We start from the raw sequence: 16,778 nt of genomic DNA, 5'->3' as shown, positions 1-16,778 counted from the left end.
GCATGAAGAATAAACGTTTTGTATCTTTTGTCATCAAGCTGATCCTCTTCACCCTTGTAGGGAGCTTCTTCGCCTGGTCATTCAAATCAGGGTATTATCAGCTGATTATCGATGATTCAGAAGGATTTATCTTTTTATTGAAGCAGCATATCAACATGGTGCTCCTGTCCTCGCTGCTGGCAATACTGCTTGCGATTCCGATGGGGATCTTGGTTACGAGGCCAAAATTCCAAAAGCTTCAATGGCTGTTTATGAATACAGCCAATCTCGGGCAGACGATTCCGAGCCTTGCAATTCTGGCATTGGCGATGACCTGGATGGGAATCGGTTTTAAGCCGGCAGTCTTTGCTCTGTTTCTTTATTCCTTGCTGCCGATTCTACGGAATACTGTAGCCGGGATTAAATCGATTGATCCGGACTTGCTGGATGCAGCGAAAGGCATCGGCTATACACCGGCTCAAATTCTTCTGAAAATTGAGCTGCCTAACGCAGCCTACCCGATCATGGCAGGCATCCGGACAGCTGTGGTGATCAACATCGGAACGGCTGCCTTAGCCTATCTGGTAGGCGGAGGCGGACTGGGCGACTGGATTTTCACCGGAATCATGATGAGGGATAACTCTTATCTCCTATCCGGAGCCATCCCGGTTACTTTGCTTGCTCTATTGGCCGACCAATTGGTCAGGCTCATCGAAAAACTGGTTATTTCTAAAGGGTTAAGACAATCAGTAACAGTTTCAGATTAATGAGAACAAATTTTTTAGGGGGAAAACAAAATGAAAAAGATTTTATCATTTACCTTAATCATCGCTTTAATGGTTTCACTGCTATCCGCTTGCAGCAGTGAAGAAGACACATCCGCTTCTGCTTCAGACAAAAAGGTTGTCGTCGGTGCAAAAAACTTCACGGAACAATTCGTCCTTTCAAAAATCCTTGCCATCTATTTAAAGGAGAATGGCTTTGAGGTTGAGGAGAAAAACAATATGGCAAGCCAGGTTGTCCGCCAGGCATTGGAGAATAAACAGGTAGACCTTTACTGGGAATATACAGGTACAAGCCTCGTAAACTATAACAAGCTTGACCCTCTTTCCGATTCAGTGGAAGCCTATGAAAAAGTAAAGGAAGTTGACAAAGAGAACGGCCTTGTGTGGCTTGAACAAGCACCGTTAAACAATACGTACACATTGATGATGAGAGAAGAAAAAGCAAAAGAACTCGGCATTGAATCAATCAGCGATTTAGCAGCTTACATGAATGATGGCAACAAATTGTCTTTAGGTGCAGATGCTGAATTCGCGACGCGACCAGATGGAATTAAAGGTGTAGAGAAAGCCTATGGATTTAAATTTGGTTCTTCCAACATCAAAAAGATGGACGTTGGCCTGTTTTATCAGGCACTGAGAGACGGACAGGTTGATGTGGCAACAGGCTTCTCAACAGATAGCCGTATCAAAGCTTTCAATCTCGTAAACCTTGAAGATGACAAGAGCTTCTTCCCTGCTTACAATGCCGGAATCACCGTTCATGAAAAAACACTTGAAAAGTATCCTGAATTAGAAGAGCTTCTGAAGCCTTTAGCTGAAAAAATCAACACAGAAACAATGACGGACCTTAACTATCAAGTCGATATTGAAGAAAAAAGTGAAACAGAGGTTGCCAGAAAATGGCTGACAGAAAACGGCTTAATTGAAGAGTAATAAGTTTTTCGGGAGGAAATCAGCCATGGTTTCCTCCTTTTTAAAATGGTTGAGGATACCCCTTCTTGAGTTATGATCCCTTGCTTATTTTCGCATACCAGGTTCAGACAGTGACTTATAGAAAAATTAAACATCCGTCTGGAAAAATACTAACTTCTTCCTTCCTCAGGGGTACCGGCCATAGCCATTCAATAGTATGGTATAAAGGTAATAGATTATAAGCATCCCCGCCTCTTTCTTTTTACGATGGAGGCATGCTGTCAGAAAGGTGAAATCGATATGAAAAGACTTTATCCATCACGATTAACCAAAAGGTTTCTATATCTTACTACCATCATCATTTTTATTCCTCTACTGATCATATTCATTCTCGCTGCAACTTCTTCAAGAGATATCATAAAAAGTCAGACTGAGAATCAGGCGATCCAGGTGACAAGGGTCATGTCCGACAAGACGAGTGACCTATTCAACCTGAAGATCCAGCTGCTGGAGAATATCGTTGAAAATCAGGCTGAAGAGACGGGCAAATTAGAAGGAATACTGACCAATCTCGTCGTGAATGATCCTTTTTTTAAAAGAATCCAGATTGTGAATGATGAGAAGGAAAGAATCGTCTATAAAGCTCCTTTTATCGAAAGTGATTCCAAGCTGAATTCCGCCGAAGCCGACTTGTATGCTGAACTGAAATGGCGGCGCAGCTCGTTTGTCGCTGACTCGATTTCAAAAATGAATGGTGAGCCAACACTAATGATTATCGTGCCTTTCCAGGCTGACGAAGCAGCGGAAGTTGATGGCGGGCTGATTGCTTATGTAAGTCTCGTGTATTTGCAGAAATACTTCAAGCAAAATGTGATCGGTGATTTGGGCCACAGTTTCCTTTTTAACCGGGAAGGAAAAGTTTTGTTCGATACGAACGATTTTAGTAAATCAGGCAACCTGCTTAACGAGTATCCATTTTCGCGAGAGGCCTTTTTGGACAGGACCGGGGTTTACAGGGGTGAACTCTGGGGCGAAGAATCCCTTGTTGCTTATAACCCTGTCGACCGGCTGCCATTTTATACAGCCACTTCTATCCCGCTGTCAGAAGCAAACGCCGTCATCGATTCCTTGAAAGATATCTTATGGAAAGGCTTTATCCTGATCTTTTTAGCGGCGTTGACCTTGCTTATATTCGGTATCCGCTGGATCATTAAGCCGATCAAAGCTCTTACCCAGGAAGCAGCAAGCTATGCAAAGGGCGGTGAGTGGTTTGTTCCTGTACTTGAGAAAGAGGATGAGATCCAGACATTGTCCAGCACCATGAAATATATGGCTGAAAGCTTAAAGTCACACGAGCGCCATTTGCAGCTGATCCTGGAATCCTTCCCTTTCGGTGTCCTTGCTATCAATCCAGAAGGCTTCATCAGTTCAATGAATACAACGGCCGGGGATCTATTGAATATAAAGAACGAAACGATCATTGGAAAATCGGTCTCTGCCCTGCCGCTTTCTTTCAGAAATCATTTTGAGCAGTGCAAGCATGTTTCAAGGAAATTTGACGGCCTTGAAGATGACTTCACCTTTGAAAATGAATGGGGAAAGAAAATCATCAAGCAGTCCAGTTCACCGTTATTAGATGAAAAAGACCAAGTCATTGGGGTACTGATCACTTTTTGGGATGTGACTAAGGTGCGACAGCTTGAAACCCATATTCAACGTTCAGAACAGCTGGTTGCAATTGGTCAGATGACCGCCGGACTTGCTCACGAGGTAAAAAATCCGCTTGGAACCGTCCAGCTTGCGAGTGATTTAATCGCCAGCGAAATAAAGGAAATGACAGCTGCCAGTGAAAGTGAGGCGGCTTCCGCTGAAATCATTTCCGAAGCGGCCAAGGATATTCAGGATGAAATACAGCGCCTTGACCATCTCGTTAGACGGTTCCTTCAATTCAGCCGGGAAAACAAAAAGGACGAATCTGTTTTCAGCATGAAGACAGTCGCCTCTGAAACGCTGCAGCTTTTATCCCATCAATTCAGGAAAAAGCAGATTCATGCCACTCTTGAAGCTGAGGGTGAGGATTACTTTGTTAAAGGTGACAGAAACCAGATGATTCAGGCTCTCATCAATCTTTTTATCAATAGTATAGAGGCAGTTTCCCATCATGGCCAAATCACCGTTTCGATGAAAAGAGCAAATAGTGATAATATTGAAATAGCGATAAAAGATGATGGAATCGGTATCCCCCAGCAAAAAATCAAGCGTATTTTCAATCCATTCTTTTCTACCAAACAAGAAGGTACCGGGCTGGGCTTATGGATTACCCATGACATTATTTCTTCCCATAACGGCCATATCGAGGTAGAAAGTGAAATGGGCGAAGGAACTTCCTTCCTGATTTCATTGAAAAAGCATGAGAAAGGCGATCACTATGAAAAAAACAATCTTGTTAGTTGAAGATAATGAAAAATTCCGCCGCCTGACCAGGCTGACCTTACAGAAGGAAGGGTATGCCGTCATCGAAGCGGAAACAGGCAAAAACGCTGAAAATCTTATGGAGAGCGAGAACATTGACCTTGTTTTGCTCGATTTCCTTCTGCCTGATACGACTGGGCTGAAGCTGCTGGAAAAATGGGCGCCAACTTTCCCTGAAACTGTTTTTATTCCTTGTACTGCCTACGGAGATATCGAGGATGCAGTCAAAGCGATGAAAATGGGAGCTTACGACTACTTAACAAAACCCATCAAGGCTGATGAACTAAAAGTCGTCATTAAACGGGCATTTGAAATGAAACATTTGAAAAAAGAAAACAAAGAGTTAAAACAGGCTGTTCAGCAAAAATATGACCTTCATGGGATGATTGGCAAAAGCCCAAAAATGCAGGAGGTCTACTCGTTAATCGAAAGAGTCGCCAAGCAGGATATCACCATCATGCTTGAAGGAGAAAGCGGGACTGGTAAATCGCGCGGAGCTCATGCTGTGCATCTCGAGAGCACCCGGAAGTTAGGTCCATTCATAAAAGTCAATTGCGCCGCCATCCCCTCAAACCTGTTGGAAAGTGAGTTATTCGGCTACGAAAAAGGCGCTTTTACCGGCGCTGTCCGATCCCAGGAGGGCAAATGCGCCGCTGCCGACAAAGGCACTCTTTTTCTGGATGAAATCGGTGAAATCTCCCTGGATGTGCAGGCAAAGCTCCTGCAGTTTACCCAGGACAAAACCTTTACACCGCTCGGGACGGCCAGAGAAGTTTATTCAGACGTACGTATCATTGCTGCCACCAACCGAAATTTATGGGAAATGGTCCAGAACGGCGAGTTTCGTGAAGACTTGTATTACCGCTTAAATATCATCGGGATTAAATTGCCTCCATTGCGGGAGCGCATCGAAGACATCCCCTTGCTCGTCGAACAATTTCTGGCACAGTTTGAAGAAGAACATAACCGCAGCTATTCGATTTCCAAACACCTTTTAACAAAACTCACTTCCTATCCATGGCCAGGCAATATCCGCGAATTGCAAAATGCCTTGTCCAGGGCAACCGTCCTCTCCCGCTCAGGACAACTGATGCTCGAGGATTTCCCTGAGGAGATCCAGAACCATTTTTCAACAAAAGAGGTTGAAACTTCTGATGTTCCTATTGACCTGACTGAAGACTTTTCTTTGCCAGAACATCTGGAAAAGGTTGAAAAAGAAGTGATTGAAACCGCTTTGACAAGTGAAAACGGCAACCAGGCACGCGCTGCCGAAGCACTCGGCATAACAAGGCAAGGTCTCTTGTACAAGATAAGAAAATACAAAATCCTCAGAAATAAAAATGACCTATAAAAAAGCTGCCGGGATCCATTCCCGGCAGCCAATTTATTTTAAAGGGGGATTTAATTCAAGTTAAGCAGCGTTGCGTGTGACTTCTTCTCCGCGCTTGAAAACTGTTTTGCGGATGAATGGTACCACCCAGCGGTCTAAGCCGTATTTACCTGCGTTGAAACCTGCAGCAAGGATGATGAATCCGAAGAAGATGTCAGTTGGGTTGTGAGATACTGTACCAGCCAGGAAGAAGCTGAAGTTCATTACCAGGCCGAAGAACATAGCAGCAGTAGTCAGTGTACCAAGGAGCAAACCAAGACCAACAAGGAATTCCCCTAAAGGCACAATAGTATTGAAAATATCGACGTTCGGGATCGCAAAGCTTTCAAGGAAGTTCACATACCACCCATAAACTGCGTTTCCATCTGGACCTTTAACAGGGTTTGCCACCGCATTATTTAAATATCCAGAAGCGTCAAAGCCTTCACCAGTCAATTTGCCCCATCCTGCAGTCATCCAGTTGTATCCAAGCCATACCCTAATGACAGTCAAGATACCAGCAGCAACATTATTTTCTCTTAACCACTTTGCAATCATCTTCCTCACTCCAATAAGTTAATTAGTATTAGTACACTTATAAGATATCAAATATATCTCGAGAATAGGGTTATTTGTGAATGAATTCACAATTCTGTTGAAATGTTTTGAACGAATGGTGACAACACAAAAATCCAGGCTTTAAAAGCATACTAATAAAGGCTCTCCATCGAATTAACACTAGATTTGTTATTGGAATTCGACCTTATTAAGGGGTATTGGACGTCCTCCCTATCAAGAAACTCTAAAGTTAACTGGCAGGAGACCAGCAAGGATCTTCAATGGAATGGCTTTTTTTCCAAAAAAAATTTATCTCCCTGCATACTGCGCCAATTTCAAGCCATCATAAGGACGAATAACAACAAAAGAAGGAGTGAATAAAGTGAAAAAGTCATTCATTTTAGCAGGATGTGCTGCAATTTCATTCGGTTTGACTGGCTGCGGAGCGAATAACAATGCTGCCGACGATAACGGCGAACAGCAAGTAGAAATCTCCCAGGTTCAGCGCGGACCAGCTACCGAAGGAACCAGGCTCCAGCTGGCTGATCGTGCAGAGCGCCAGGTAGAACAGATGCCGGAAGTAGACGACGCACGAGTCATTATCTCGGAAAACAATGCATACGTAGCTGTTAGACTCGCAGACAACAATGGCGAAAATAATGGGAATGCTTCAGTCAATGATGCATTGGATGGCAACGGCAGGACTTTTGCCGAGAATGGACGAGTTGACCAGGGTGACAACAACCGTGCAGGAAATGATGGAATCATTGACGGCAAAGGTGACGCAGGAAATGGCGACCACCAAAACGCTGGAAACACAAATGGCAACAATATTTTTGGCAACGGGAATGATAACGGCAATGGAAACATGAATGGAATTGGCAATACAGACATGAATGGAAACGCAGCTGGTAATACAATGAACGGTAATAAGAGCCAGCTGGAGCAGCAAATCGAACAAAGAGTGCGCCAGGCGAATAACAGAATCGACAATGTGTACGTTTCGGTTGACCGTAACGCATACGACAGAATGGGAACATTCGCCGATGACATCCGCACCGACAGAAACAGGGACGGCATGTTCGAAGACTTCCGTGAGGCAATGGACGGGTTCTTTGGAAGATAGCACTTGAAAGCATTTACAGCCTAAATGTGCCCTTATATGGCCGTTTTACCTCTGCATAAGGGTGCATTTGCAGCCTAAATGTGCCCTTATATGCCGTTTTACCTCTGCATAAGGGTGCATTTTCAACCTAAATGTACCCTTATATGCCGCTTTACCTTTGCATAAGGGTGCATTTACAGCCTAAATGTGCCCTTATATGCCGCTTTACCTCTGCATAAGGGTACATTTACAACCTAAATGTGCCCTTATATGTTGCTTTACCATTGCATAAGGGTGCATTTATAACCTAAATGTGCCCTTATATGTTGCTTTACCTTTGCATAAGGGTACATTTTCAACCTAAATGTAACCTTATATGCCGCTTTACCTCTGCATAAGGGTGCGTTTATAACCTAAATGTGCCCTTATATGCCGTTTTACCTCTGCATAAGGGTGCATTTTCAACCTAAATGTACCCTTATATGCCGTTTCACCTCTGCATAAGGGTGCATTTTCAACCTAAATGTGCCCTTATATGTTGCTTTACCTCTGCATAAGGGTGCATTTACATCCTAAAATGTGCCCTTATATGCCGTTTTACCTCTGCATAAGGGTGCGTTTCGCCCCTTAAAATGCATAACCATAGGTATTATTCTTAAGAGTATCAACACTGAGGCATTTGATTTCATTCCTATGCTTTTTTATTTTGTGCAAAACAGGATTTCCTCTCTCACCTCTCGAATATAGCTAAAATCGATACTAAGGGAGATTATAATGATCGTTCACACTGAAATACAAGAGGAAATCTTCGAAACCATCAGCCGTTTATTTAGAATCGAAATCCAGGCCTATAATCAAATTTATTTAGGGTTTAAGAACTTAAAGTGGCAGATAAAAACGGATGCTGGCGATTTATTTGTAAAGCAATATAATAAGCAAAGATATCCTGACCACAGGATTCCAGGACTGGAAAAAGCGCTTCAAATTCAAAACAAATTGATTGATGAAGGTCTCCCTTGTCCTGAGTTATTTTCACACAACGGAAAATTCATCTTGAATACTGAGGGCGGTGACCGATTCGTTTTGATGGGGTTCAATAAAGGCTTCACCCTTCCCCCCGGCAGCGCAAATCCATCACAAATGTACAGTCTCGGGAAGATCATCGGGAACATGCATGTACTGCTCGAGGAAAATATAGCATTAGAACCGCTGCATTGGGATATTCTTTCCAAACCAGAAATGCTGGAAAACTGGAGTAATCGATGGAAGGAAGCCATTGCTTTGGGTTGCGGCAAAACAATTAAGAGATTGGAAACGCAAAAAAAGATTCTCGATCAGAATGACACGGATTTATTTTCTGAATGTGAAATAGGCTGGGCCCATTGGGACTTATTTGCGGATAACCTTTTATTTACCGAAAACGCGGTTTCAGCCATTCTTGATTTTGACCGGATGAATGTTGTTTATACCGATTTCGATATTTCCAGGCCTATTCTCTCCTGCTGCATTCATGACAATAAAATGTGTCTTGAGTGTGTTTCAGCATTAGTCCGCGGATATCGCGAGTTCAAACCCTTGCCGCCTGAAAAACTAGTCCGTTCCATAAAACTGACCTGGTGGCGAGAAGCGGAATGGCTTCGTGTCGAGAAACCTGGAGACTCCACTCCCCTCAAACGTTTTCGCGAAGAAAATGGCTGGATAGCGGACCATTGGGATCGTTTGGAGGATTTGTTTTCTGGAATATAAAAATGGCAGCCGGTAATTCCCGGCTGCCAAATTATATTTATCAAGTTAAGCAGCATTGCGTGTGACTTCCTCACCGCGTTTGAAAACAGTTTTGCGGATGAATGGTACGACCCAGCGGTCTAAACCATATTTACCTGCATTGTAGCCTGCGAACAGGATGATGAAGCCGAAGAAGATGTCTGTTGGGTTGTGAGATACAGTTCCTGCCAGGAAGAAGCTGAAGTTCATCACCAGGCCGAAGAACATCGCAGCCGTTGTCAGTGTTCCAAGGATCAAACCAAGTCCTACCAGGAATTCTCCAAGCGGAACGATGAAGTTGAACAATTCGATGTTCGGAATCGCGAAGCTTTCAAGGAAGTTCACGTACCATCCATAAACTGCGTTTCCGTCTGGACCTTTTACCGGATTCGCGACAGCATTTTTCAAGTAACCAGAAGCGTCGAAACCTCCAGTCAATTTACCCCATCCAGCAGTCATCCAGTTATATCCTAGCCATATTCTAATAACAGCCAATAGACCAGCAGCAACATTGTTTTCTCTTAACCACTTTGCAAACATGTTCCTCACTCCAATAAGTTTTTTATTATTATTACACTATTAAGATATCAGATTCTGCTCAAAAAGAGACTGCGTTGTGACATTAGTCACAATTCTGTTGAAAAGCTTTGAACGAATTATGACAGAGGTGTTCTTCTCAATATTGGCGGTTCATTGTAAATTCCAGGATGCTTGTCTATACTAGAAATTAAATATCAGAATATTCTACCTAAAAGGATGGTAAAAAGGATGAAACTCGGTGCATTTTCTGTAAGCTTAACTGTAAAAGACATTGCTGCTTCAAAAAATTTTTACGAGAATCTAGGGTTTCAAGCCCTTGGCGGAGACATCAATCAAAATTGGCTGATCCTTAAAAATGAGAATTGCATTATCGGGCTGTTCCAGGGGATGTTTGAAAAAAATATCCTTACCTTCAATCCGGGTTGGAACGAGAATGCTGAAAATCTGGAAAGCTTCACAGATGTTCGTGAACTTCAAAAGCAGCTTAAAGTAAAAGGCGTTAAGTTCCTGGCTGAAGCAAATGAGACCGGAGAAGGACCGGCCCATTTTATGATTGAAGATCCTGACGGTAATCAGATTCTTTTTGACCAACATCGATAAAATATAAAAAATGAGGGGAGACCGCTTGACCATGTACGAACTGAAAACAAAGGAAAATGATAATAGTGTCATTGAGTTCATTGAAAATGTCGACAGCCCCAAAAAACGTGAGGATGCTTACAGGTTATTGGATATTTTTACTGAAACAACAGGTTACCCTGCGAAAATGTGGGGACCAAGCATCATCGGATTTGGATCCTATCATTACAAATATGAATCCGGTCACGAAGGAGATGCGCCACTCGTAGGCTTTTCCCCTCGGAAAACGAAGATCAGCTTGTATTTTGCCACGGGGGATACAGAAAGAAAGGCTTTGCTTAAAGAATTCGGCAAACATACCTCCGGGAAAGCTTGCGTGTACATAAACAAAGTAGCTGATATTGATGTAGAAGTTTTGAAGGCATTAATCAATCAGTCAGTCACCTTTTTAAAAGAAAGATATCCCACTACATAAGGAGAAATGAAAATGGAACCAATCACAGTTCCCGACCTTTCAGCAAGACCACATGGATTTAAAGTGGAACGTTTAATGGAGGCACGAGCTGACGTCCTCTACCAAGCGTGGACTGAAACATTCGATGAATGGTTTGCCGCCCCTGGAACACTAATCATGAAAGCTGAAGTCAATTCCGTGTTCTTTTTCGAGACTGTTTTTAAAACAGAAGAAGATTCTGTTGAGCAGCGCCATCCGCATTATGGAAGATTCCTTAGGTTAATTCCTGACCGCCTGATCGAATTTACCTGGATAACAGGAGCAGGAGGAACGGAGGGTGCCGAAACTGTTGTGACAATAGAGCTCGAACCAAAGGAGAATGGCACTTACCTAAGACTGACACACAAAGGATTTCCGCATGAAAAAGCTAAAAGCCGTCATGATTCAGCCTGGGAAATGATTCTTGAGCATCTTGATCTGAAGATGATGGAAGATAAATAGTTCGTTTCCTCCTGAAACAAAAATGTAAATAACTGGACTCTTTAAAGTCACATAAAACGGGAATATAGTCTTTCAAGAGGAGTTATTTTCGAATGGAGGGAAACGAAGATGAAGAAATCGACCAAGAATTTTGTACTGGCTTCTTTGCTTTCAGCTGGCGGCGCCGTTTTGCTGACAGCCGCTTATCGTAAAAGCCAACGGGATGCGATTCGTTTTCTTGAGGATACAGACATGAGAAACAGCGAAAAACTCGACCAGATGGAGAGTGTCGATGCGGGCATCGACCCAGCCGAAAGAGGCCTGACCCAGCTTGATTCGGCCATGCGCGCAGAATGGCAGGCCAACGGTTTCCCGCAAACCCATATGGAAATGGAAGAACTCGCGAAGGAAACCGATGCTGAAAAAAATACAAACTACGCACCTACTTTGTAAACCACCTAGATACTGCGATAACTCAGACTGTGGACAAACTCATTATAAACGAGCATGTCCTCAGTCTATTTATTTTGGTGAAATGGCGATAAGCACTTTAGAGGCGCGATATGGCTCACGTTCTGGAAAAAGCGGCACCCATCGGCTTTATGGAGACACTTTTTCTCGCGTATCATGAAAAAAGCGCTATCCATCGGCTTTATGGAGACACTTTTTCTCACGTATCATGAAAAAAGCGCTATCCATCGGCCTTATGGAGACACTTTTTCTCACGTATCATGAAAAAAGCGCTATCCATCGGCCTTATGGAGGCACATTACCACGCACGAACAGAAAAAAGCGACATCCATCGGCCTTATGGAAGCACATTTTCTCGCATATCATGAAAAAAGCGACATCCATCGGCCTTATAGAGGCACATTACCACGCACGAACAGAAAAAAGCGACATCCATCGTTCCCCACACGGGAATTTAAGCGCCAGCTTTTCAACTATAAACAAAAACCTCACCAATTTCTGGCGAGGTTCCTGTTTAAGCATTCTGTTGTGTTAGGTTCTTTTCTTTTTTCCCATGGAGTGCGTAATAGGTAAAGACACCGACGATGATCAGCGGCACCATCGCCAGGTACAGCCCGCGATATCCATAGTCCGGCACCATGTATCCAAGCAGGAACGGGCCGACACCTATGCCAACATCCATCATGATGAAAAACGTCGAGTTGGCTAGGCCCATGCGATGCGGCGGAGTCATTTTAATGGCGACCGTCTGGGCGACTGATTGAAAGTTTCCGTATCCTAACCCGATGAGCGCGGCAGCCAGCAGGAACACAGCGCCTGAATTCGCCTGGCTCAAGGTCAACATCCCTAACGCAAAAGCAATCATTGCCGGATAAGCAACGAAATTGGCACCTTTGGCGTCCATCAGCTTTCCCGTGAACGGCCTTGAAAACAAGACAGCCATTGCGTATACGAAGAAGTACATGCTCCCCGCTTCTGTCAGGTCCGCTTCCTTGGCAAATGAAGCGATGAAGGAAAGCGTCCCAGAGTATGCGAGCGCAATGACGAACATAACAATCGAGACTGGCAATGCATTGGGCTCCAGGTATTTCGCCAGACTGAATCCCCTGCTGCCGGCACCTTCTGCCGTATTATCCACAACAGGTTCTTTTACCATAAGGGCAATTGGCAAACAGAGCATTCCAACAACGAGCGAAAAAATGAACATGCTTTCGTAGCCAAATTGGCTGATCATCGGCAGGCCGATCAGTGGACCAATCGCTGTTGATAAAATCACGCTCAAGCTGAAATAGCTGATTCCCTCTCCCTTCCTGCTGGCAGGAACCACCTGCGCCACAATCGTTCCCGTTGCGGTTGACGCAAACCCAATGCCGACACCGTGAAGAAAACGGACAGCCAGAAGGACATAAATATTGGAGGGGATGAGATAAAGAGCTGAAATCAAAACGAAGAACAATACCCCGCCGATCAACATCCTTTTGCTGCCGATCCTCGCAACCTCTTTGCCAGCATACAATCTGGCAAAAAGGACCCCGATGATGAAAATACTCGAAGCCAGGCCGGCCATACTAGATGACGCACCATACGCATCTGTCGCATACGATGCCATCGTTACAATCAATAGATACATAGAAAGCATCATCACGAAATTCACAAGCGAAATCGAAATGAAATCCTTCGTCCATAACTTTTCATTCTGCATACATTCACCTTCTAAGTTGTACAACATATTTCGAAAACCGAATTAATTATAACGTTTTTTAAAATTTATGTCTATGGAGGTGAACTTTGAGAACATGTGAAAGAAAAAGACTGAACCCTCACCGGATCCAGTCATGAACACTTATTTTGGCAGCAAAACTTTATCGATTACATGGATGACGCCATTTGACGCTTTAACATCAGGAGTCACGACATTCGCATCGTTTACTTGAACCGGGTCAAGTGAGATGGTGACATTTTTCTTTGCCAGTGTCTGTGCCTGCATTCCTTCCTTCAGGTCACCCGACATGACTTTGCCAGGAAGCACATGGTACAGCAGGATATCCTTCAAATCCTGTCTTGCCAGCAACTCATCAGCTGTAATCCCTAAATCCTTGAGAAGCTTATTGAACGCTTCATCAGTCGGCGCAAAAACTGTGAACGGCCCTTCGCCTTTCAACGTTTCAACCAGACCTGCTTTCTCGAGGGCAGCTGCGAGAATTTTAAAGTTCCCAGCTGCTACGGCCGTATCGACAATATCCTTTTTGTTTCCTGGATTGCCCGCTGCGAAACTAGGATTCGCTATTGACATCACCATCAACACTGCAAAAAGAACTGCCGCAAACTTCTTCATCATGAGAATCACTCCTTTTTTCCAATCGAGGTATGATTAACCTCTGTATTTTTACAAAAGGTAGTATTCTCCAACATTACAGATTTATCCTCAAATTATAATGACTGCTTTCCCATTTGTATCTTAGGGCACTTGCTCCAGGTCTCCTTTTTGAGCTTTACCTTTTGCAAAATTCTTGAAACCTACTAGCAAAGCCATACGTACATCCACTATAAGCATTTTTTGAAGGGATGATGATTATGAACTATACAAAAGAGTGCCCTAAATGCGGAAGTACGGAAATCGGCAAAGGCAAGCATGCTGGATATGCTGTGATGTATCCTGAGAATAAGGTGATGAGTTTAGGCTCTGAGATTCTACACATTATTTGCACGGACTGTGGATTCATCATCGAAAGCTATGTGAAAAAGCCGGATAAATTCAAATAAATAAACAGGCTGCCAGCAATCTGGCAGCCTGTTACTCTATTACTCTGACATAATGTTTTCCATTTCGTTAAACTCTTCTTTTACCGCTTTGCCTGGTCCTGTTGTGATTTTACTTACCACAATGACGGCAATCAAACTCAAGAAGAATCCAGGGACCATTTCATATAGGAATGCTGATAATCCATCGATGCTGATCCAAATGATGACGGTAAGTGCACCGACGACGATACCAGCAAGCGCACCCCAGCGATTCATTTGCTTCCAGTACAAGCTCAGGAGCATGACTGGTCCGAATGCGGCACCGAATCCAGCCCAAGCGTTACCGACCAATGAAAGAATTGTGTCGTTAGGCGTGTAAGAAAGCGCGATGCCTACCAATGCGACAAGCAATACGGCTGCACGGCCGACGAATACCAATTCTTTGTCACTTGCTTCACGGCGGAAGAACGCTTTGTAAAAGTCTTCAGTCAACGCACTGGATGTAACAAGCAGCTGTGAAGAAATTGTACTCATGATCGCGGCCAAAATCGCAGCGAGCAGGAATCCTGTGATAAATGGGTTGAACAGGATATTCGCAAACATGATGAATACTGTTTCTGGATTTTCAAGAGTTACATTGTTCACTTGTACGTAAGCAATCCCGACAAGACCGACTGCCAAAGCACCAATAATGGACACGATCATCCAAGTCATCGCGATTCTGCGCGCAGGCTTCAGTTCATCCATTGATTTGATCGCCATAAAGCGCACGATGATATGCGGCTGGCCAAAGTAACCAAGGCCCCATGCCAATAGCGAAACAATTCCAAGGAATGTCGTACCTTTGAAAAGATCCATCAATGTAGGATCGATTGCTCCAACAGTGTCCATTACATTTCCAGGTCCGCCAAGCTCTGTAAAAGCAACCACAGGCACCAAGACAAGCGCAAGGAACATGATGATACCTTGAACAAAGTCAGTTAAACTAACAGCAAGGAAACCACCGAATAGTGTATAAACGATAACAACACCAGCTGTCACGAACAAGCCCATACGATAATCGAGCCCGAATGCCGACTCGAACAAAGTACCGCCTGAAACTAGACCCGCTGAAGTATACAGCGTAAAGAAAATGATAATAACGACTGCAGATACAGACTTAAGGATTTTCGTCGTATCTGAAAAGCGGTTTTCAAGGAAATCGGGGATTGTGATTGAATCATTTGCCAACTCGGTATACGTTCGAAGTCTTGGAGCTAAGATGAGGTAGTTCAAATAGGCACCAATCGATAATCCAATAGCGATCCAGGCACTGGAAATACCTGATGTGTACATTGCGCCAGGCAAGCCCATCAGCATCCAGCCACTCATGTCAGACGCACCGGCTGAAAGTGCTGTTACCGAAGGTCCAAGACCACGGCCGCCAAGCATATAGTCTGATAGGTCAGACGTTTTGCGGTATGCATACAATCCGATCAGGATCATTGCAATAAAATAAATTGCCAAAGAAATAAATACTTCAATACTCACCAAATCTCTCCTTTTCGTTTTCCCTAAACGAAATAAGTAACATAGTGGTTAGAAAGCGCAAGCGCCTCGGTCAGCCCCGACAAGCGCTGTAGGGCCTGGCTGTGAAGTCGTTCTTTGACTTCATTGACAGGACCGAAGCGACTCGAGCTGCTCAAAGCTAACGCTTCTTGCAAGATACTCGAGGAAGATAAGTCAGGGTGAAAACTGGTTAGGCGCTGGAGCTAGACAATAGAAAATCGGCTAACGTACTAGAATGAAATTGAATCCTCAAGTATGAATGGTATAAGAGCTAACCAGCCGAACCACACAGAAAAAAATTCTTATGTTAATTATGCCGTCCAAGTTTTTCCTGCCCTCATGGGGCTTACGGTTATTAAACCTAACAAACATCCGGAATTGTTTCAAGGATGTTACAAGGTTTCGCGAACAGTCAAAATCCGCGCCCTGACTAGCCTGTTAGTAATGGTAACGCTTACAAAATTTATTGAAGTAAATATATTATGAATATTCTGAATAAGTTATTTAGCGACTAGACAAGCACTTTTTCGCAAAATAAAAACTCCCTAGAGCAGGGAGTTTCTGTTGCTAATGTGATGAATAAATAAACAGATAAATCGCCATCGACAGGCTGCCGATTCCGAGCACGACCAGGCTGGCATAAAATACTTTTCGCCATGTTTCCCCAATGAAGTAGATATTGAGCAAGAAGTAATAAATCACGGCACTTCCTCCGATGAACAGTAAATATTCCTTGAGATATTTAGCTGGCATCGGGTTGGTGACACTGGTCAGCGCCAATCCGGCAAAGATGAATACACCGATGATATTCAATATCCTTTTGAAATCCGCTTCCGGTGTCCTCTCTATTTTAACATTTTGTGATGCCTGCATTTTTGTTTCCATCCTGTCACCTCAAATAATAAGTCTTATTTGTTTTTACGATTCAAATCAAGAAATGTTCCGTCAAAATAAAGTTAACTTTTCCCAAACAGGACACGTACCCTTACCAACACTTTTCTCCAACATATTCTATAAAGA

The 16,778-nt window shown here is 43.6% G+C and carries 18 protein-coding genes; 11 read left to right on the top strand and 7 right to left on the bottom strand.

The window, feature by feature from the left end:
• Positions 1-2: 2 nt before the first annotated feature.
• The 4 genes from J7I80_RS11170 to J7I80_RS11155 all read left to right on the top strand — a co-directional run bounded on the left by J7I80_RS11170 (position 3) and on the right by J7I80_RS11155 (position 5,499).
• A complete protein-coding gene (locus J7I80_RS11170; RefSeq protein WP_214738442.1) occupies positions 3-746 on the top strand; it encodes an ABC transporter permease in 744 nt (247 codons plus the stop codon).
• A gap of 30 nt (positions 747-776) precedes the next feature.
• Complete coding sequence (locus J7I80_RS11165) at positions 777-1,697, top strand: ABC transporter substrate-binding protein (RefSeq protein ID WP_214738441.1); 921 nt, start codon at positions 777-779, stop codon at positions 1,695-1,697.
• Positions 1,698-1,976: 279 nt separating this feature from the next.
• Positions 1,977-4,130, top strand: a complete 2,154-nt coding sequence (locus J7I80_RS11160; RefSeq protein WP_214738440.1) for an ATP-binding protein — start codon at positions 1,977-1,979, stop codon at positions 4,128-4,130.
• The gene (locus J7I80_RS11155) at positions 4,105-5,499 is read left to right on the top strand and encodes a sigma-54-dependent transcriptional regulator (RefSeq protein ID WP_214738439.1); all 1,395 of its coding nucleotides are present in this window, start codon (positions 4,105-4,107) and stop codon (positions 5,497-5,499) included. Before J7I80_RS11160 ends, J7I80_RS11155 begins: the two co-directional genes overlap by 26 nt.
• A gap of 60 nt (positions 5,500-5,559) precedes the next feature.
• Here J7I80_RS11155 and J7I80_RS11150 read toward each other — a convergent pair whose 3' ends face one another.
• Entirely contained in the window at positions 5,560-6,075 is a 516-nt protein-coding gene (locus J7I80_RS11150; protein ID WP_214738438.1) for a DoxX family membrane protein, read from the bottom strand.
• A gap of 382 nt (positions 6,076-6,457) precedes the next feature.
• Between J7I80_RS11150 and J7I80_RS11145 the strand changes: the two genes are divergently transcribed.
• Together J7I80_RS11145 and J7I80_RS11140 are read left to right on the top strand one after the other, a co-directional pair.
• Positions 6,458-7,201, top strand: coding sequence for a YhcN/YlaJ family sporulation lipoprotein (locus J7I80_RS11145; protein ID WP_214738437.1), 744 nt, complete (start codon positions 6,458-6,460; stop codon positions 7,199-7,201).
• A gap of 753 nt (positions 7,202-7,954) precedes the next feature.
• On the top strand, positions 7,955-8,926 hold the full coding sequence (locus tag J7I80_RS11140; RefSeq protein ID WP_214738436.1) for a phosphotransferase: 972 nt from the start codon (positions 7,955-7,957) through the stop codon (positions 8,924-8,926).
• A 45-nt stretch (positions 8,927-8,971) separates the two neighbouring features.
• Here the strand turns inward: J7I80_RS11140 and J7I80_RS11135 are convergent, their stop codons facing one another.
• Positions 8,972-9,484 carry a DoxX family protein gene (locus tag J7I80_RS11135; RefSeq protein WP_214738435.1) on the bottom strand — a complete coding sequence of 171 codons (513 nt, stop codon included), beginning with the start codon at positions 9,482-9,484 and terminating at the stop codon, positions 8,972-8,974.
• Positions 9,485-9,712: 228 nt separating this feature from the next.
• Here J7I80_RS11135 and J7I80_RS11130 point away from each other — a divergent pair, with 228 nt between their 5' ends.
• The 4 genes from J7I80_RS11130 (at position 9,713) to J7I80_RS11115 (ending at position 11,450) form a co-directional block, all read left to right on the top strand.
• Positions 9,713-10,084 carry a VOC family protein gene (locus tag J7I80_RS11130; protein ID WP_214738434.1) on the top strand — a complete coding sequence of 124 codons (372 nt, stop codon included), beginning with the start codon at positions 9,713-9,715 and terminating at the stop codon, positions 10,082-10,084.
• Between the two features lie 31 nt (positions 10,085-10,115).
• On the top strand, positions 10,116-10,538 hold the full coding sequence (locus J7I80_RS11125) for a DUF1801 domain-containing protein (protein WP_214738433.1): 423 nt from the start codon (positions 10,116-10,118) through the stop codon (positions 10,536-10,538).
• A 12-nt stretch (positions 10,539-10,550) separates the two neighbouring features.
• A complete protein-coding gene (locus J7I80_RS11120; protein WP_214738432.1) occupies positions 10,551-11,018 on the top strand; it encodes an SRPBCC family protein in 468 nt (155 codons plus the stop codon).
• Positions 11,019-11,126: 108 nt separating this feature from the next.
• Positions 11,127-11,450, top strand: coding sequence for a hypothetical protein (locus J7I80_RS11115; protein WP_214738431.1), 324 nt, complete (start codon positions 11,127-11,129; stop codon positions 11,448-11,450).
• Positions 11,451-11,982: 532 nt separating this feature from the next.
• Here the strand turns inward: J7I80_RS11115 and J7I80_RS11110 are convergent.
• Together J7I80_RS11110 and J7I80_RS11105 are read right to left on the bottom strand one after the other, a co-directional pair.
• Complete coding sequence (locus J7I80_RS11110; RefSeq protein WP_214738430.1) at positions 11,983-13,170, bottom strand: MFS transporter; 1,188 nt, start codon at positions 13,168-13,170, stop codon at positions 11,983-11,985.
• Positions 13,171-13,311: 141 nt separating this feature from the next.
• Positions 13,312-13,806: a fasciclin domain-containing protein gene (locus J7I80_RS11105; RefSeq protein ID WP_251027717.1), complete on the bottom strand. Its 495-nt coding sequence runs from the start codon at positions 13,804-13,806 to the stop codon at positions 13,312-13,314.
• A 236-nt stretch (positions 13,807-14,042) separates the two neighbouring features.
• On the opposite strand from J7I80_RS11105, the gene J7I80_RS11100 reads away from it, so the two are divergent.
• Complete coding sequence (locus J7I80_RS11100; protein ID WP_214738429.1) at positions 14,043-14,231, top strand: transcription initiation factor TFIIIB; 189 nt, start codon at positions 14,043-14,045, stop codon at positions 14,229-14,231.
• A 39-nt stretch (positions 14,232-14,270) separates the two neighbouring features.
• On the opposite strand, the gene putP is transcribed toward J7I80_RS11100, so the two are convergent.
• The 3 genes from putP to J7I80_RS11090 form a co-directional block, all read right to left on the bottom strand.
• On the bottom strand, positions 14,271-15,740 hold the full coding sequence (putP, locus tag J7I80_RS11095; RefSeq protein ID WP_214738428.1) for a sodium/proline symporter PutP: 1,470 nt from the start codon (positions 15,738-15,740) through the stop codon (positions 14,271-14,273).
• A gap of 23 nt (positions 15,741-15,763) precedes the next feature.
• A complete protein-coding gene (locus J7I80_RS23480) occupies positions 15,764-15,895 on the bottom strand; it encodes a hypothetical protein (RefSeq protein WP_285289131.1) in 132 nt (43 codons plus the stop codon).
• A gap of 430 nt (positions 15,896-16,325) precedes the next feature.
• The gene (locus tag J7I80_RS11090) at positions 16,326-16,643 is read right to left on the bottom strand and encodes a hypothetical protein (protein ID WP_251027716.1); all 318 of its coding nucleotides are present in this window, start codon (positions 16,641-16,643) and stop codon (positions 16,326-16,328) included.
• Positions 16,644-16,778 lie beyond the last annotated feature (135 nt).

It is taken from the genome of Bacillus sp. ISL-41, from assembly GCF_018613235.1.
Lineage (GTDB): Bacteria > Bacillota > Bacilli > Bacillales > Cytobacillaceae > Mesobacillus.
Note: the sequence above shows the minus strand (reverse complement) of the source record. Positions and strands in the feature narration are given on the sequence as shown.

What these genes read in the sequence shown, in the direction of transcription:
- J7I80_RS11115 (WP_214738431.1), top strand. Translation starts at nt 11,127, where the DNA reads ATGAAGAAATCGACCAAGAATTTTGTACTGGCTTCTTTGCTTTCAGCT.
- J7I80_RS11165 (WP_214738441.1), top strand. Translation starts at nt 777, where the DNA reads ATGAAAAAGATTTTATCATTTACCTTAATCATCGCTTTAATGGTTTCA.
- J7I80_RS11150 (WP_214738438.1), bottom strand. Translation starts at nt 6,075, where the DNA reads ATGATTGCAAAGTGGTTAAGAGAAAATAATGTTGCTGCTGGTATCTTG.
- J7I80_RS11140 (WP_214738436.1), top strand. Translation starts at nt 7,955, where the DNA reads ATGATCGTTCACACTGAAATACAAGAGGAAATCTTCGAAACCATCAGC.
- J7I80_RS11100 (WP_214738429.1), top strand. Translation starts at nt 14,043, where the DNA reads ATGAACTATACAAAAGAGTGCCCTAAATGCGGAAGTACGGAAATCGGC.
- J7I80_RS11160 (WP_214738440.1), top strand. Translation starts at nt 1,977, where the DNA reads ATGAAAAGACTTTATCCATCACGATTAACCAAAAGGTTTCTATATCTT.
- J7I80_RS11125 (WP_214738433.1), top strand. Translation starts at nt 10,116, where the DNA reads ATGTACGAACTGAAAACAAAGGAAAATGATAATAGTGTCATTGAGTTC.
- J7I80_RS11105 (WP_251027717.1), bottom strand. Translation starts at nt 13,806, where the DNA reads ATGATGAAGAAGTTTGCGGCAGTTCTTTTTGCAGTGTTGATGGTGATG.
- J7I80_RS11130 (WP_214738434.1), top strand. Translation starts at nt 9,713, where the DNA reads ATGAAACTCGGTGCATTTTCTGTAAGCTTAACTGTAAAAGACATTGCT.
- J7I80_RS11155 (WP_214738439.1), top strand. Translation starts at nt 4,105, where the DNA reads ATGAAAAAAACAATCTTGTTAGTTGAAGATAATGAAAAATTCCGCCGC.
- J7I80_RS11120 (WP_214738432.1), top strand. Translation starts at nt 10,551, where the DNA reads ATGGAACCAATCACAGTTCCCGACCTTTCAGCAAGACCACATGGATTT.
- J7I80_RS11110 (WP_214738430.1), bottom strand. Translation starts at nt 13,170, where the DNA reads ATGCAGAATGAAAAGTTATGGACGAAGGATTTCATTTCGATTTCGCTT.
- J7I80_RS11090 (WP_251027716.1), bottom strand. Translation starts at nt 16,643, where the DNA reads ATGGAAACAAAAATGCAGGCATCACAAAATGTTAAAATAGAGAGGACA.
- J7I80_RS11135 (WP_214738435.1), bottom strand. Translation starts at nt 9,484, where the DNA reads ATGTTTGCAAAGTGGTTAAGAGAAAACAATGTTGCTGCTGGTCTATTG.
- J7I80_RS11170 (WP_214738442.1), top strand. Translation starts at nt 3, where the DNA reads ATGAAGAATAAACGTTTTGTATCTTTTGTCATCAAGCTGATCCTCTTC.